The 14,415-nt window shown below is 63.6% G+C and carries 13 protein-coding genes, 1 pseudogene and 1 riboswitch; of the genes and pseudogenes, 6 read left to right on the top strand and 8 right to left on the bottom strand.

Features of this window, described 5'->3' with window-relative positions:
• Window positions 1–257: 257 nt before the first annotated feature.
• Window positions 258–1,691, bottom strand: coding sequence for a peptidase (locus tag ASG63_RS06915; RefSeq protein WP_056213476.1), 1,434 nt, complete (start codon window positions 1,689–1,691; stop codon window positions 258–260).
• On the bottom strand, window positions 1,691–3,913 hold the full coding sequence (locus ASG63_RS06910; RefSeq protein ID WP_082559205.1) for a TonB-dependent siderophore receptor: 2,223 nt from the start codon (window positions 3,911–3,913) through the stop codon (window positions 1,691–1,693). The genes ASG63_RS06915 and ASG63_RS06910 overlap by 1 nt, the downstream gene beginning before the upstream one ends.
• Before the next feature lie 339 nt (window positions 3,914–4,252).
• Window positions 4,253–4,468, bottom strand: a riboswitch (cobalamin riboswitch).
• Between the two features lie 171 nt (window positions 4,469–4,639).
• On the opposite strand from ASG63_RS06910, the gene ASG63_RS06905 reads away from it, so the two are divergent.
• Window positions 4,640–4,828 carry a DUF2934 domain-containing protein gene (locus ASG63_RS06905; protein WP_056213470.1) on the top strand — a complete coding sequence of 63 codons (189 nt, stop codon included), beginning with the start codon at window positions 4,640–4,642 and terminating at the stop codon, window positions 4,826–4,828.
• A 1,045-nt stretch (window positions 4,829–5,873) separates the two neighbouring features.
• Window positions 5,874–6,050 (top strand): hypothetical protein, encoded by a 177-nt coding sequence (locus ASG63_RS06890; protein ID WP_156389778.1) that lies wholly within the window; start codon window positions 5,874–5,876, stop codon window positions 6,048–6,050.
• Between the two features lie 32 nt (window positions 6,051–6,082).
• On the opposite strand, the gene ASG63_RS06885 is transcribed toward ASG63_RS06890, so the two are convergent.
• The 4 genes and pseudogenes from ASG63_RS06885 to ASG63_RS06875 form a co-directional block, all read right to left on the bottom strand.
• Window positions 6,083–6,463 (bottom strand): hypothetical protein, encoded by a 381-nt coding sequence (locus tag ASG63_RS06885; RefSeq protein ID WP_056213463.1) that lies wholly within the window; start codon window positions 6,461–6,463, stop codon window positions 6,083–6,085.
• Between the two features lie 144 nt (window positions 6,464–6,607).
• Window positions 6,608–6,733, bottom strand: coding sequence for a hypothetical protein (locus tag ASG63_RS26800; RefSeq protein WP_274534723.1), 126 nt, complete (start codon window positions 6,731–6,733; stop codon window positions 6,608–6,610).
• Complete coding sequence (locus ASG63_RS06880) at window positions 6,733–6,897, bottom strand: ribosome modulation factor (protein WP_056213461.1); 165 nt, start codon at window positions 6,895–6,897, stop codon at window positions 6,733–6,735. Before ASG63_RS06880 ends, ASG63_RS26800 begins: the two co-directional genes overlap by 1 nt.
• A 297-nt stretch (window positions 6,898–7,194) precedes the next feature.
• A pseudogene (locus tag ASG63_RS06875) lies at window positions 7,195–8,015 on the bottom strand (IS5 family transposase).
• Window positions 8,016–8,455: 440 nt separating this feature from the next.
• Here ASG63_RS06875 and ASG63_RS24015 point away from each other — a divergent pair.
• Together ASG63_RS24015 and ASG63_RS25095 are read left to right on the top strand one after the other, a co-directional pair.
• Window positions 8,456–10,003, top strand: coding sequence for a DUF3696 domain-containing protein (locus ASG63_RS24015; protein ID WP_200957531.1), 1,548 nt, complete (start codon window positions 8,456–8,458; stop codon window positions 10,001–10,003).
• Window positions 10,004–10,061: 58 nt separating this feature from the next.
• Window positions 10,062–11,027, top strand: a complete 966-nt coding sequence (locus tag ASG63_RS25095; protein WP_156394103.1) for a hypothetical protein — start codon at window positions 10,062–10,064, stop codon at window positions 11,025–11,027.
• A 269-nt stretch (window positions 11,028–11,296) separates the two neighbouring features.
• On the opposite strand, the gene ASG63_RS06870 is transcribed toward ASG63_RS25095, so the two are convergent.
• Together ASG63_RS06870 and ASG63_RS25090 are read right to left on the bottom strand one after the other, a co-directional pair.
• Entirely contained in the window at window positions 11,297–12,379 is a 1,083-nt protein-coding gene (locus tag ASG63_RS06870; protein WP_056213459.1) for a tyrosine-type recombinase/integrase, read from the bottom strand.
• Window positions 12,380–12,538: 159 nt separating this feature from the next.
• Entirely contained in the window at window positions 12,539–12,976 is a 438-nt protein-coding gene (locus ASG63_RS25090; protein ID WP_156394102.1) for a hypothetical protein, read from the bottom strand.
• Between ASG63_RS25090 and ASG63_RS25085 the strand changes: the two genes are divergently transcribed.
• Both ASG63_RS25085 and ASG63_RS06860 read left to right on the top strand, forming a co-directional pair.
• Window positions 12,959–13,189: a hypothetical protein gene (locus tag ASG63_RS25085; RefSeq protein WP_156394101.1), complete on the top strand. Its 231-nt coding sequence runs from the start codon at window positions 12,959–12,961 to the stop codon at window positions 13,187–13,189. The genes ASG63_RS25090 and ASG63_RS25085 overlap by 18 nt on opposite strands.
• Complete coding sequence (locus ASG63_RS06860; protein WP_056213454.1) at window positions 13,189–14,385, top strand: hypothetical protein; 1,197 nt, start codon at window positions 13,189–13,191, stop codon at window positions 14,383–14,385. Before ASG63_RS25085 ends, ASG63_RS06860 begins: the two co-directional genes overlap by 1 nt.
• Window positions 14,386–14,415: the final 30 nt, after the last annotated feature.

The raw sequence follows: 14,415 nt of genomic DNA, 5'->3' as shown, positions 1-14,415 counted from the left end.
CCCTTCCCCCCTGATCGCTGACGACGCTTTGCCGCGTCGCCGCTTTATCAGTCTAGGGTGAGGCGTCTATTGCCTGGAGGCAATGGACTATAGTGACAAGGCGCTCTATTTATCGGAGTCATGTTGCCATAGCTCCGAAGAGCCCGGCCCATCGATCAGCACAGGCGCGTCCGGGCCTCAAGAGCAGGGCGCGAGGATGTCGGCGCGGGCGTGGAAGATCCGGCGGCGATGATCGCGTCGCGGGGGGCGCGGCGCCCCTACCCGAGCCGCGCCCTGCGCCGCAGGCGGCGCCAGCCCAGCACCACGCCCGAGAGGGCGATGGTCGCGCCGAGGCCGTTGAGGAGCCACATCACCGCGTCCCAGGCCGGGCGCGCCTGGAACAGGTTTCCGAAGTCCAGGCGGTGGGGTGCCTCGAACAGCCAGCGCTGGAGCCGGCCGCTGGCATCGAGGCGGTCGAGGAGCGCGCCGGTCTCGGGGTCGAGGTGGAGCCAGGTCGCGGCCGGGTCGTCGAAGCGCACCCGCAGCACCGGCAGCGGCCGGGTGTCGTGGTGGGGATACCAGTAGGCGTCGTAGGCGGTCAGCGTCTCGGTCGCGGCGATGCGGGCCTCCGGCCGGGCGCGGGCGGCGGCGGCGCGCAAGATCGCCTCCGTGGGCGGCGGGACCGCGACCCGGCGGCCCCGGGCATCGGCGGCGACCAGCACGGGCTGGCCGCCGACCTGCGTGAACCGGACCTCGACGATCCCCGGCCGCGCCAGGCCGTCGAGGGCCGCGCGGCCGACCGCGGCCGGGGGCCCGGCATAGGCCGCCTGCAGGGCCGCCGGGGGCGTGCGGGGCGAGAACCAGTGGTTCGGGTTCATGGAGAGCCAGCCGCTCGCCACGAAGCTGAGGAGGCTCAGGCCCCCGAGGGTGCCGAGGAGGTGGTGCCAGCGCCCGAGGCCGCGATAGGGGCTCACCCCCGCGGCGTAGGGCCGGCGCAGGCGCAGGCGCCAGATCCCCAGGGCGAGGCCGCTCAGCACCCCGGCGGTGGCGAGGCCGGAGACCCAGAGCACGGTGCCGCGCCAGAGTTCGCCCCGCGCCCGCAGGGGCGTGGGGTAGAACCAGTGCGGGATCGCCCCGAGCCAGTTCCACAGGCGCTCCCGGCGGGTGGTGTCGAGGACGACCGCGCCCGTACGGGCCGAAACGTAGAGCTCGGTGCCGGCCGCGTCCCCGAGCGCCACCACGTGGAAGGGGCGCACCGGGTCGTAGCGGTCGCGCACCGTCCATGGGTCGCGGCTCACCGCCCGCACGGTGGCGCCCTCGCCGAACGACGCCCGGGCGGCCGCCCCGTCGATCTCGCCCAGGGCCTGCCCGGTCTCGGCCGAGACCACGTGCCGGGCGTCGTCGCGGGTGGTGACCTGATAGACCGGCGCCCCGCCCCGCATGGACAGGCTGAGGCCGCCGGGGGCCGGGTCGAGCCCGGCCCGGGCCAGGGCCGCGTCCGGGCCGAGGAGGACCCGGTCCCAGGCCAGGGGCGCGAGGCGGGACAGGCGCTCGGCCTCCGTCAGGGCCGGAAACGCCACGTAGAGCATCACCAGCCCCGACAGCACCCAGGCGGCGAGGAACAGCCCCGTGGCGATGCAGAGCCAGCGGTGACCGAGGATCAGCCCGCGCTTCAGGGGCTTCAGAAAGGCCCGTTTCGGAGAGGCCCGCATCAGAACCGGACGCTGTAGGCGACCTCGACGGAGCGCGGCCGGCCCAGCAGCCAGTTGGTGCCGACCCCGTTCACCGCGTTGCCGCTGATCGCGTAGATCGTGTCGAACAGGTTGTAGGCGCGCAGCGACAGGCGCGAATCCGGCGTGACCTGGTGGTCGAGCCCGGCATTGACCAGGGTGTAGGCCGGGCGCTTCGCCTGGTTGCCGAAGTCGCTGAAGGTCTCGCCCACGTGCTGCAGGCCGACCCGGGCCTCCCAGGCCGGGGCGAAGGCGTAAGTGACCCAGAGGTTGCCGACGCGCTCCGGCACGTCGATGGGCTGGCGCCCGGCATAGGACACCACCGCCCCGCCGACCGCCTGGTCGAAGGTGTCGTACTGGGCGTGCAGCAGCGCCAGGTTGGCGTCGATGCGCCAGGCCTCGGAGAGGTGCAGGCTCAGGGCCGCCTCGACGCCGAGGGAGGATTGCTGCCCGACCTGGGTCGAGAGCGTCGGCTGGCCCGGCACCGCCGAGATCAGGTTGTCCTTGACGATGCGGTAGCCGGCCAGCGTCCACTCGGCCCGGCCGTCCCAGGCCACGCCCTTGGCGCCGACCTCCACCTGCTCGCCGGTGGAGAGCCGGAAGCTGGCGAGACTCTGCGACAGGGAGATCAGGCTGCCCACCGGATCGGTGGCGGTGGCGTACTGGGCATAGAGCGCCAGCAGCGGCGTCGGGTTGTAGACGGCGCCGAAGCGGTAGCTCAGCGCCCGGAAGTCGCGGTCGAAGGTGTTGCCGGTGACGAGGTCGGTCCGCTGCAGCACCGGCGCGTCGTAGCGCACGCCGGCCAGGAGCGAGACCTGGTCGGACAGGATCAGGCGGTTCTCGGCGAAGACCGAGGCCTGGCGCGTGCTGGTGGCGTAGGCGGGCCGGGCGCGGCCCTCGGCCGGGAACAGGCCCGGGTCGTAGGCGAAGGGATCGACGCTGGTGGTGGTGTCGAAATAGAAGTTGTTGGTGTGCCGGAAGGCGATGTGGTTCACGTCGAACCCGGCCAGGAATTCGTTGCGGAAGCCGAACAGGGTGCCGCGGAAGGTGGCGTCGAGGCGGTTCCCGATCTGCTCCTGCTGGTGGTAGATCTCGAGGTAGTCGGAGCGGTCGATCCGGCCTGTGCCGCGGTTGAAGGCGTATTGCTCCACGTCCCGCCACTGGCGCCGGCTCTGGAGCCGGTAGGCGGTGTTGCGGACCGTGACGTCGGCGCTCGGCGTCCACTCGGCGCGCAGTTGCGTCCAGTTGTCGGTCCAGAGGATCTGGGCGTCGCGGACGTTGTAGTTGTTGAACCGGAGGGCGTCGCGGATGCGCCCGTCGACGAGGGGCGTGCCCCAGTAGCGGGCCGGCTCCTGATAGCCGAAATCGTGGCTCAGGGTGACGGCGAGGTCCGGCGTCGCCTGCAGGGTCAGGGCGCCCGAGACCGCGAGGTTGCGGAAGCTCCCGTCCGGGGCGATCCAGCCCTCGGCCCGGTTGCCGCTGATGTTGAGGCGGTAGGCGAGCGCCTCCCCGATCGGGCCGCCGGAATCCAGGGCCAGACGCGCCAGACCGTCCGAGCCGACCGCCGCGCGGGCCTCGTTGAGGGGCGTGAAGACCGGCTTCTTGGTGACGACATTGATCACGCCGCCGATGGCGCCGTCGCCGTAGAGCACGGAGGCCGGCCCGCGCAGCACCTCGATGCGCTCGACGTTCCAGGTGTCGAACGGGAAGGTGACGGTGCCGGCGCCCACGAACAGGCGGGTGCCGTCGTAGAGCTGCTGGATCGAGTTCGGGCCGGAAAAGCCCCGGGCCGTGAAGGCGCCGTTGCCGTTGCCCGGCGCCGCCACCGTGGTGATGCCGGTGGCGTTCTGGGTGACGGCCTCCGCCACCGTGTTCTGGCCGCGCAGCCGCGTGGTCTCGCCCGCGATCACGTCGACGCTGGCGGGGGTCTCCAGGGCCGTCAGGCCGAGGCGGCTGGCGCTGCGGCCGGGGCTGCGCAGGTTGAGCCCCTCGGCGGGCGCCGGGCCGCCCCGCCCGGAGCCCGCGACCTCCAGGGTCTCCAGGGTGACGGCCGGCGGGACCTCCCGGGTCTCGGCCTCGGCGGAGATCGGCAGCAGGCCGCCGAGCAGGGCCGCCAGGGGCAGGACGTGTCGCGACGGCAAGGTCGGGCCTCGCCGCGACCCGCGCGCGTTCGCGGTTCGGGACGGGATGGGGGCGACGGGCATAGGGTAACGGGATGTGGGGCAACCGGACATGGGGCAACCGAACAAGGGCGCGGGCATCGGTCGGGGCCGACCTGCCGTCTCCGCTAGACTGAATGTTATAACATTACAATTGGCAAGCGGGGCCCGGGGCCGGCGTGTCCGCGGCGCAGCCGTCACCGGGCCGCGCGGGGCGGCCGGAGGGAGCATGCGGGAGCAAGACTTGCGGGCGAGGACGGGCATCGACGGGACGGCTGACGCGACGAGTCGCGCGGAGTGGCACGTCACCGCGAAGAGGTCGGTCCGTTCGCGGCAAGCGAACGCCCCGACACCCACCAGGACACCCCGCCCGATGCGTTTCGCGTGTGACCACGACTGACGGCAGGTCTCCTGGCTCGCGGGTCACCGCCCTCCCATCGTCTTCCCAGGCCCGGGTCCTGACGGACCGTTCACCCAGTGACGTGTTGATGAGGAGCTCGCCGCTTACAGTTGCGGGGGCAGCCGCGGCCTCGGACTCTCGCCCTCACCGCGTTCCCTTTTGATCCTCGTTAAAGAGGAACCGTCGCGGGTAAGCTAGGCCGTTTCCGGCGCCGCCGTCAAATCCCCCGGGGTTCGGCAGCCTGCCCGGCGAAGGGGGCGACCGGGGCGGCCTCACGCGGATCGGGGGACAAATCCCGCCGTGGAGCGTTGGCCCCGCAGGGAGAACCGGGCTGTGACGCTGTGACCGAGACTGAAGGAGCAGAGAGCACGATGTCCGAGGATGGGATCACGTTCGAGCGGATCCGCGAGCGCGCCCATGAGATCTGGGAGCGCAACCACCGCCCCGAGGGGTTCGAGGTCGAGTTCTGGCTGATGGCCGAGCGGGAGCTGCGGGCCGAGCGCGCCCGCAACGCCCCGAAGTCGGCCGCACCGGCGCAGGAGGACGCCGCCTGTCCCTGACGGCGCCGGGGACGGGCTCGGGGGCGGGTCGCCTCAGCCGCTCGCCGCCACCGCGTCGTGGTCCGCGAACAGGATCGCGTGGGTGAACGGGCCGTCGACGCGCATCAGGTCCCGGACGAGGGCCTAGGCGGGGACGTCGCGGACGGCCGCCCAGGCGCGGTAGCAATTCGGTGGGACCCGTCCCCGTCCGGTCTCCAGCTGCGAGAGGACAGTGTCGTATTCGGCCCCGACCACATTGGCGAGCGGGCGCCGGCATAGGCCGCGCGCCGCGCGCAGGGGCTTCAGGAAGCGACCGCCCTCCCGGCCCGGTTCCGACACCCCCGCCGAATCCGGGCGTTGGCGGTGAGCGGACACGTGGGACATCCCCCCTCGGACAGCATGGGGAGGGCGCAGGCCCGGCCGGCGCCGTCGCGACGCCGCGGGCGGGGGCGCCGTTCGACGCGCCAGATCCGGCGGCGCCGCCGGGCTAGTCGGAAACAGCCCGGACTGCGCCGTGATCCGTGGATCGGGACTTCCCGTTCGGGAACGCTCCGTTCCCGCGTCGCCTGCGCCCGCACCGGATGTGCCGCGCGCCATGAGGGCGCGGGCGACGCGGTCGGTGCTGAGCGACGGCTTAGGGCGCGATACGGCCCGTGCGGGCGACGGCGATCGCCTTCGGGTTCTTTATCGAGCGATTGCCGGAGAAAACCAACGATCCCGAACCGCGTGTCGACGGGCCCGCGATCCCGCCGCGGCGGGCCGCCTTCCGCCGCGCCGGGCACGGGGTCTCGACCCTCATGGTCCTGGGGCTGGGGTTCGGACTGGCTCTAGCCTGGGTCGTCTTCCTCTGTTGGGTCGCTCACGGAGTGCTAAGGTTGATAATGGACTAACGACCGCAGTGCAGCTGAAATTGTGCAAAGCACAAAAGTGCTGTTTATTTCCGCTTGTGTCCTCTCAATACCTAGGTAGTCTGGCTTCCGGTGTCGTTGGTGCGCAAATGCTTCTGATCTGTTTTGCCTCGCTTGGAGCTGCCGCAAGCCAGGCCGTGCGCCTGCCGGGTCTTCTGGTGATCGTATCGCTGCTGGCGGTGGCGATCGGCATCGAGGGGGCCCTGGAGCAGCGTGCCCTCGCGATCGTCCTGACCGATGCGGTCTGGATGCTCGTGGCGGTGGAGGCGTCCTATGTCGCGGCTTCGCTGCTCTGGACGTCCGAGGCCTCGCCCGCCGAACCCCGGAAGGCGTGAACCTTCGGGGCGTCCGGCTGAGCCGGCGCGCCCTACCGGAACGGGGGCTCGGGCTTGAGCAGATGGCGGGCGACGATCGTGCCGCCCAGCGCGCCGAGGAGCGCGCCCGATCCGCTGGCCATAGCGTCGATGACCTGCGCGGTCCGGCCGGGCACCCAGCGCTGGCCGATCTCCATGACGACCCCCAGGACGGTGAGCGGCACGCCGATCCGCCACCAGCGCAGCCCGGCACCGTAGCCGAGGACGAACAGGCCGGCGGTCCCGCCATACGCGATGGCGTGCTCGACCTGACCCGGCAGGGAGGTGCGCGCCTCCCAATCCCGCGGAATCCAGGAGAGCCAGACCAGGGTCCCCACGCTCAGCCAGGCCGCCGCGCGGACGAGCCTCGAAAGGGCGGTCAGACGTGGCGACATGCGCGTTTCGAACCTTTCCGATCTGTCCCCCCTACCCCCACGGGCCGTCCCCGGGGCGGGCGCCGGGGACGACGGGACCCTGCCGCCAGCCGGCGCCGACGCGGGCGCGCGTTTTTCCCGATGGGGTCCGGTGCCGCTGCGCCCCTACGGGCGGTCAACGGGCCGGGTGGTCGCCCGGCGGTTCGCCTTGAGAAGCTTGCCAATCACGATGCCGGCCGGGACGGACAGGAGGGTCCAGAGGCGCAGGACGTGGAGGAGGCGGAAGACCATCACGCGCCCTCCCCCGCCTTCACGGCGGCGTCATACCCCGCCATCCACTGGGCGTGCGCCTGCGTGCCCTCGGCATAGGGGCAGTCCTCCCGGCGCAGGCCCTTGCCGGGGGCGTAGAACCCCAGCGCGTAGTGATCCAGGTTGTCGTCCGGGGGCTCTGTCATGGGCGGGAAGATAGGGCGCGCGAAAGGGCCTCCAAGGGCCCGACGCGTCCACGTCTCATCGGCGCGACGGAGTCCCGCCGGCATCCGCATCACGCTGTCAGGTGGAGAATTTGTCTTTCCCAGCAAAGGCTTTGGAAAGAAATGGCGCGCCCGAAAGGATTCGAACCTCTGACCCCCAGATTCGTAGTCTGGCCCCTYGTTAGCACAATTCATCATGCGTTTTGTGAATGGCGCGATCGAGCGTTTTGGTCACAATGCGCTGCAAGCTGCCCATACACCCTGGATATAAGAACCGTTTCATAACATTCGTGCCAGCCGTCTGACGAGGATCATGGCGGCAGCCAAGACGAAGAAAGCGAGTGCGGAGGATGGCGTCGCTTCGTGATCTCGGGCCAGTCTACGGCAGCGGCTGATCCAACCAAAGGTGCGTTCGATACCCAGCGCCGGGGCTGAGCGGAGAAGCCTTTCTGCCCCTGCCGGAAAATGACGATCTTAACGGTGATGGCGGTCGCCGTGCCGACGCGCTCGCCTCGATATGCGCGGTCGGGAAAGCAATGCGCCAGGAAGGCCACAGACGGCGCGAGGCGCGCAGCAGCGCGATGCCACCATGACTGTCGTGAAGGCTTGCGGGTGAGACGGCGGCGATCGGAAGACGACCGTCCGTGTCGGTGAGCCCGTGGCGCTTGCGCCCGACAACGCGCCGGGCGGGATCGTAGCCGCGTCTAGCTTCGACGCCCGCGCCGCCTAAACGCGCGACCTCGACATCCATGATGGCACCACTCGGTCTTAACCTCGCGCTCGGCTCGCTCGCGATCCGCTATCGTCAAGACAAGGGGGAATTGCTCGAACGCGCCCGCCTGCTACAGGCGCAAGAACCAGCGATGCACCGTGGGCCAGAGCGGAAACCCGTGCAGCAAGTGCCGCCACGCGCCGCCCATCCTGACTACGTAAAGAATCCCGTCGAGCAACGAGCGCATCGGCTAAGAGCGCGGACGGCCCCTCTTGGCCAGAGCGGGCAGCCGAGGGACAACGACGGCCCACTCGGCATCACTGAGGCTGGTTGCGTAAGGCAGGCTTTCGCGCGCAAGCTCGGCGCGGGCGACGGGTCGATCACAGATCGGCGGGCGTCCACATCCGGATTCCTGAGTGAACGTCAGACACCCTCGCCACGCCCGCAATGCTAGTCGCTCACCCCAAAAGCTGGACTGTTCTACACATTCTGAAACATGCCCTAAGGACGGAGCAGGTATATTTTTATAGATTCGAAACAAAAAATGCGTGATCTGCGTGGATTAAGAATGATATTAACTAATTATCATTCTGCATAAATTACATCGCTCAATATTTATTAGCGGACTCCTTCGCAAGACTATTTGAGTGGGCGAACTACTCTTCGAATCGGCATCATCTTGAATTAGCTATAAAATCTCGATAAGCCTAATTGAAGTCCTTCCGGACACCTTCTATCTGCATGATCCTGGGACACCTAGCATCAATAAGTAAATCCAAGTTCCAATAAAATCTAATTCCAAGATAGGGATGACAAGTGATAAAAGAATTGAAGCTCGAAAACTTCAAAGCTTTTGGCTCAGTAGATACAATTAAGCTGGCTCCTATAACACTGATCTATGGACCAAATTCAGGGGGAAAAAGCTCAATCATCCAATCCCTAATCCTTCTAAAACAGTCCTTTTCGGACAAAACGCTTCAAACAACAAAACTTATCCCGCGCGGTGATTTTGTTGATCTTGGGACTTTCAAGTCAATCATCCATGGGCATAACACAAAGGCGAAGCTGAGAATCGGGGTGAAGTATAGTAGAGACCTGCCGAACCCTGAGAGGATGAATGCTATTCTACCGAATGATGCCGATCGAAGTGTAGAAATGATCTTTCAGTCAGCGCGCGAACGAGGCTCTGGGCGGCAGACTTCGAGCCAACTAGACACTATAACTTACGGCTTACAGTCCTCCGAAAGCACTATTGGATTTGATATCAAGTTAGGTCGCGCATTGAAGCCCCCCAGATCGGTCAAAAGCGGTCAAACAAATGGGTCAGAGGCTGACATTTTCTCATGGTCAAGTGTTCAATCAGCAGAAAATTTTTTAAAGTTTGCAATCGAGCGGCGTAGGCTCAACGCTAGCAAGTTTCTCCAGACACGCCTCGGACTTGGGAATATCGAGAATGCTCCCTTGTACTCGCGCGCTTTGGAAAAAGTTAGTTCCAGTTTCATTGTCGGTGACGGTCAGCTTCCAAGAACCATAGTCTCGGAAGATGGGGAAGGTATCAGGTATTCAACGGCTGGTGGTCTCATAGGACCATCGTCCGGAACACTCGACTATCTATCGCGCGAATTTGTTGGGATTCTTACAAGTATTTCCTACCTTGGACCGCTCAGAAGCCATCCTGCTCGTCATTATGTAAGGCAGGGAGGAACCATCCAAACTGTGGGCACACAGGGAGAGAACACTCCACAGGTCATTGCCTCACAAGAAAAACAAATCAAAAGCCGAATCAATAATTGGTTTGAACGATTTGGTATACCCTACAAACTTACTCCACGACATTTTGGTAATGAAACTTCCGGGGAAATAGTTTCCATAAACCTTACCGATGTACGGACAAAGTTAGAATTCTCGCCGTCCGACGTTGGGTTCGGCATAGGCCAGTTGTTGCCAATTATTGTCGAGGGATTGGTCTCACAGCAACGTACAATATGTGTTGAACAGCCAGAAATACATCTTCATCCGCGCCTGCAAGGTCACCTCGCAGATTACTTTGTAGATACTACGATCGGAGAGGGAGCAGAGAAGATTTCCAAAAAGGGTTACGGAAATCAATGGATAGTTGAGACACATAGTGAAGCCCTCATGTTAAGACTTCAACGGCGCATAAGAGAAGGAAAATTATCGCCTGATGCTGTCTCGGTAATATACGTAAATCCAGTGCAGAAATCTATGGGAAGCGAAATTTTGCATCTCAGGCTCGATAATGATGGCGAATTCATAGATGAGTGGCCTGATGGTTTCTTTGAAGAAACCTACCGCGAGATATTTCCTCGCATACCCACGGAAGCAACGACAGAAAAACTCACTCAAATAGATTAGGTTAAATATCCGCCTTTAGGCCAACCTAATTGTTCTGCTAATGCGTCTAGGTGTTTGAATGTTAGTGCCATTTTTAGTTGACCCCGAGTCGCTAGTCTCGACTGCCAATGATCCTGACATAACTCGTACTACTTCAGCATATCAGCGGCTCATTCAAGTTTGGGCCGAAGGGGGAATTCTAGCTTTTCCGGAGGCCGGTGTGGAGGCAAGTAGCCTTTTGGCGGTCGTACAGGCTATGCCTATACGCTACCGTACTCCATGGCTGGCTGCTATCAGGACACTAAGGACCGTAAGCCTTGGGTTAAGTAAGAGTTCTCCAGAGGTCTTTAAGGATTTATCAGGGATTCAAAGTGCTTCCCCACCTGCAAAGGTTGTTTTTTTGGAAGACGTCAAAGCTGTTGTATTTGGCCTTCATCATGAAAGTGCTTGTGGTCGCTGTCCGCCCTGCACAGTTGAGCTTTGCCGAGTAGATTGCGCCGAGCAGTCTGCTGAAATACGTGCAGCTATTGCTTTAAAAAATAAGACCGTCGCGACTGGAAGCATTCCGCTCGATACTTGGAACTCAAGACTAAGAATGCTCTCAGCAACATCACGGCATATAGCAATTGTTGATCGGTACTGTGGCGAAAATTATATAAATCGAGCGGATCGATTGAGCGGCTTAAAATTTGTTTTAGATAAATTAGCTCTGGATGGAAAAAAGCATTCGGTACACATATATACGGGTTGTTCCTCAAGCAGCCCGCAAGCAATTAGCCAGTCTATATCCGCTGATTTTTCAAATTGGGGTAGTGTTCAGTCTGCTGTTGTACATGTTGCTTCCGACCAGGATTTTTCTAGAATTCAGCATGGCAGATACATCAGGTTCGAGGACTTTGTTGCAGTTATAGATACCGGCCTGGAAATATTTCAGGGCAATAGTTCGTATCGCGCTTCCGATTTTACGATCAAAAATGACTCGCCTGCACGTAAGGTCGTGGAGGCAGAACTTAAGCTGGTTTCGACATCATTTAAGTTGATATGAAATTCCGATCCGTGATTCTGCCCGGTTCTTATATCCAGGGTGTATGGGCAGCTTGCAGCGCATTGTGACCAAAACGCTCGATCGCGCCATTCACAAAACGCATGATGAATTGTGCTAACACACTGAAATCGCAAGGTTTAGTAACTCAGGGCAAACGAGGGGGCCAGACTACGAATCTGGGGGTCAGAGGTTCGAATCCTTTCGGGCGCGCCACTATTTTTCATCATCTTACAGAACGCAAAGTCGTTACGGGGCAACGCTTTACTCCGTCACTGCGGATGACGTCTTCCTCCTTCTTTCGATGTGTTTGGAGCCTCGATCTGGTGCTCCTGTGACCGTCCGTGTGACCGCCGACGCCCCACGCGTTCGATCTCCTCGTGGAGGTCGTCGGTTCGGAGATGGCCGTACCGCGCTGTCATTTGCAGCGTTGCGTGGCCCAGGATGCGGCTCAACCGGTAGAGGTCACCGCCATCTTGCACGAACCAGCTTGCGAAGCTGTGCCGGAGATCATGGAAGCGGAAGTCTGTGATGGCCGCCCGGCGGCACGCGCCTGCAAACGCCTTCTTCGGATCACCAATCCGTGTGCCGTCAGGCTTGCAGAACAGGAAGGAGGAGCGGGGGCGCCCGCGTCGCTCCAGAAGCTCCCTTATCGTCAGCAGTGCTCCTGGTGACAACGGTACCTGCCTCGGGCGGCCGGTTTTTGTGACGGTCAGGTGAAGTTCGCGACGGCGCAGGTCGATGCTGCTCACCTTCAGGCCGAGAAGCTCTTCCTTACGCATGCCGGTCTCGACGGCCAGCACCAGGATCGGCCTGAGATCGTGGGATGCGGACTCGTGCAGGCACATGAACTCCTGACGTGTCAGGAAGCGCGTCCGTGGGCTGCTCTCCTTCAGAGACTTCTTGCTGAACCGCGTGACCGGCGATGTGTCCACCCAGCCCCATCGGATCGCCGCCGTGAAGACTGAGCCGAGGAAGGCAAGATCGCGGCGGATGGTTGCGTCTGTGACGCTGGTCCGCTTCCGCGTTGCAACGAACTCGGAGAGTGAGCGTCGGTCGATCTCATCGAGATGCAAGTGGCCGAGGAGACGGGTGACGACCCTGCTGTTGAAGCGGTAGGTCTCGATCGTTCCTGGCTTGAGCGAGACCTCCTCGAAGAAGCGATCCATCGCTTCGGTCAGCAAACGCCGGGGCACCGTCTCACCACGGAGGGCTTCGGCGTGCTCCTCCATCAAGCGGTGGAGGAAGACCTGAGCCTCTGCCTTCTTCGGGGTTCTTGCCGAGCGCCGAACGTGGACGCCGTCCATCCGGAATCGAACCCACCAGACGTCGCCGCGCTTGTAGACCCCCGCCACTCGGAACCCTCACACTGGTCGTTGATGACGATCAGCGAAGCACGATCCCGGAATCACGCAAGCGAATGCGGCGGGGCGTCTGAGAAGGCCCTGGCCCGATCCTCGAATCAGCCATCACGGATTTATTGACCCCGGTCCCTGCCCTTTGAGAGAACGAGGTCAGAGCGCGTTTGGTGCTCCAGGCCCTTGGCGGCGGATCGTATCCGCCTGCGACGCATCGCGATCGAGCAATTTTCTGCTCGGCGTTGTCGCAGGCGCTGCAATCCGCGCAGCCGCCAGGGACCGTTCAAGGCAGATTTTACGGTTTCTATAATGGGATACTTTTATTTTGACGCCCTGGCTGGCGCCGGGAAGACCCGCGCGCTTGCTCGACACGCTGACCAGATCGCCCGGTGCGGCTCCAAGGTTCTCTTCGCTCAACCGACCAAGCACCTCATTGAGCGGACGGTCGAGGACGAACTCCGCCTTCTCGATCCCCCTTATCCCCTCCGTGCCATCCACGGGGACGCCGACCTCGACGGTTCCGTGGTTGCCGAGATCGTCCGGCACTTCGAAGAGGCCGTCCCTGGGCGGGGTGAGGTGCTGTTCATCACCCATGCTGCCCTCCTGCGGGTCCCCTTTCTGTCGGAGAAGTGGCACTGGCATCTCATCATGGACGAGGTGCCGCAGGCGGACGTCTTCGAGGAGTTGAACCTTCCCGACACGCGTGACCTGCTCCTGCCCCATCTCGCCCTTGCCCCGGCTGGGCCGATCTACGGCCGCCTCGAAGCGGTTCGTCGGAACATGGCTTCGGACGAGGGGGACGCGTGATGAGCATGAAGAGCCTGTCGGCGATTGCGCGCAACGGGAACGGGGATGACGTCCTGAGCCTCTTCGAGGGGCTGGCGCATCGCATCATGTCCAAGGACTGGACGGTCTACGCCAAGCTGGATCAGTACGAGCGCTGGGCTCAGGGGAAGAAGGCTGGGGCGGCCCTCACGACCTACTCGCTGATGGAACCGTCCCTGTTCTCGGGCTTCGCGAGCGCCACCTTCGCCTCCGCCTGCATGACGGAGACGACGTTCTTCCGCCTGTTCACGGCCCAGGACATCGTGATGGAGCCGGTCGCAGAGAGCCTCCGGGCTGACCTGCGCTACACCCAGCACGAGCATGGCGATTGCATCACCATCTTCTACGCGGCCGAGGAAGCGTGGTCGAAGCGCTACCGTGATCGGTCCGTGACGGACGACGCGGGCCTGCCCACGACGGTCCTGCGGCGTGTGAAGGAAGCCGTCGTCGGCCTGCTCGGCGAGGAGCCCTTCGTGTGGATGGGCAACAAGGACCTCGACGACGCCTTCTTCGGACGGGGCGGTGCGAAGCGCCTGCCCAACACGCCGCACGGACTGAACTCGTTCCAGGGCTACCACAACGTGGTGGTGCTCTCTGCCCTCAACCCGCCGCCCGCGCACTTCCACTTCATGGAGGGGCGTGGCGTCTCTGGCGAGGAGTTGCGCACGGGCTGCTACCGAACCGCTGTCTATCAGGCGGTGATGCGCTGCTCGATCCGCAACCCGGACGACACGACGCCCAAGCGGGTGATCGTCATGGACCGGGATACGGCCGAGTGGTTGGCCGCCATGTTCCCCGGTGCCCAGGTCATGCCGCTTCCGGGGATGGGCGTGTTGCCGCGCAAGGGCAAGGCGGGTCGGCCGCGCGAGCACTCCGATGCCGCTGCCAGGACCAGGGCTTACCGGCTCGACCAAGAGCGCCATCTCCTGGCGCAACTCGACCTGATCAACGGGAACTCGTTCGCCTTGTCGGCCTATCCGCGCTTCATGGCGCAGGTCAGGAGCGAGATGCGCGAGTTCGCGTGTGACGGAATCCCTTCCTCTAAAGGGGATATCGTCACGCGGTTTGCGTCGCCTTCGGCTCCGACAACGAGCGGCTCCGTCTTCCTTGTCCGTCGTCAGATGATTTGGGACATTCAGCGGTGTTCAGGAGCGGAGGCTCTGGTCCATCTGGGGTGAGAGGTTAGGCAGCCTGCGCGTGATGGCGCA

The organism is Methylobacterium sp. Leaf94 (assembly GCF_001426045.1).
In the GTDB taxonomy this organism is placed as follows: Bacteria; Pseudomonadota; Alphaproteobacteria; order Rhizobiales; family Beijerinckiaceae; genus Methylobacterium.
Note: the sequence above shows the minus strand (reverse complement) of the source record. Positions and strands in the feature narration are given on the sequence as shown.

Excerpts from the sequence above, each read along its gene's own strand:
- ASG63_RS06915 (WP_056213476.1), bottom strand. The coding sequence starts at position 1,691 with ATGCGGGCCTCTCCGAAACGGGCCTTTCTGAAGCCCCTGAAGCGCGGG.
- ASG63_RS06910 (WP_082559205.1), bottom strand. The coding sequence starts at position 3,913 with ATGCCCGTCGCCCCCATCCCGTCCCGAACCGCGAACGCGCGCGGGTCG.
- ASG63_RS06905 (WP_056213470.1), top strand. The coding sequence starts at position 4,640 with ATGTCCGAGGATGGGATCACGTTCGAGCGGATCCGCGAGCGCGCCCAT.
- ASG63_RS06885 (WP_056213463.1), bottom strand. The coding sequence starts at position 6,463 with ATGTCGCCACGTCTGACCGCCCTTTCGAGGCTCGTCCGCGCGGCGGCC.
- ASG63_RS26800 (WP_274534723.1), bottom strand. The coding sequence starts at position 6,733 with ATGGTCTTCCGCCTCCTCCACGTCCTGCGCCTCTGGACCCTCCTGTCC.
- ASG63_RS06880 (WP_056213461.1), bottom strand. The coding sequence starts at position 6,897 with ATGACAGAGCCCCCGGACGACAACCTGGATCACTACGCGCTGGGGTTC.
- ASG63_RS25095 (WP_156394103.1), top strand. The coding sequence starts at position 10,062 with ATGTTAGTGCCATTTTTAGTTGACCCCGAGTCGCTAGTCTCGACTGCC.
- ASG63_RS25090 (WP_156394102.1), bottom strand. The coding sequence starts at position 12,976 with ATGGGTGATGAACAGCACCTCACCCCGCCCAGGGACGGCCTCTTCGAA.
- ASG63_RS06860 (WP_056213454.1), top strand. The coding sequence starts at position 13,189 with ATGAGCATGAAGAGCCTGTCGGCGATTGCGCGCAACGGGAACGGGGAT.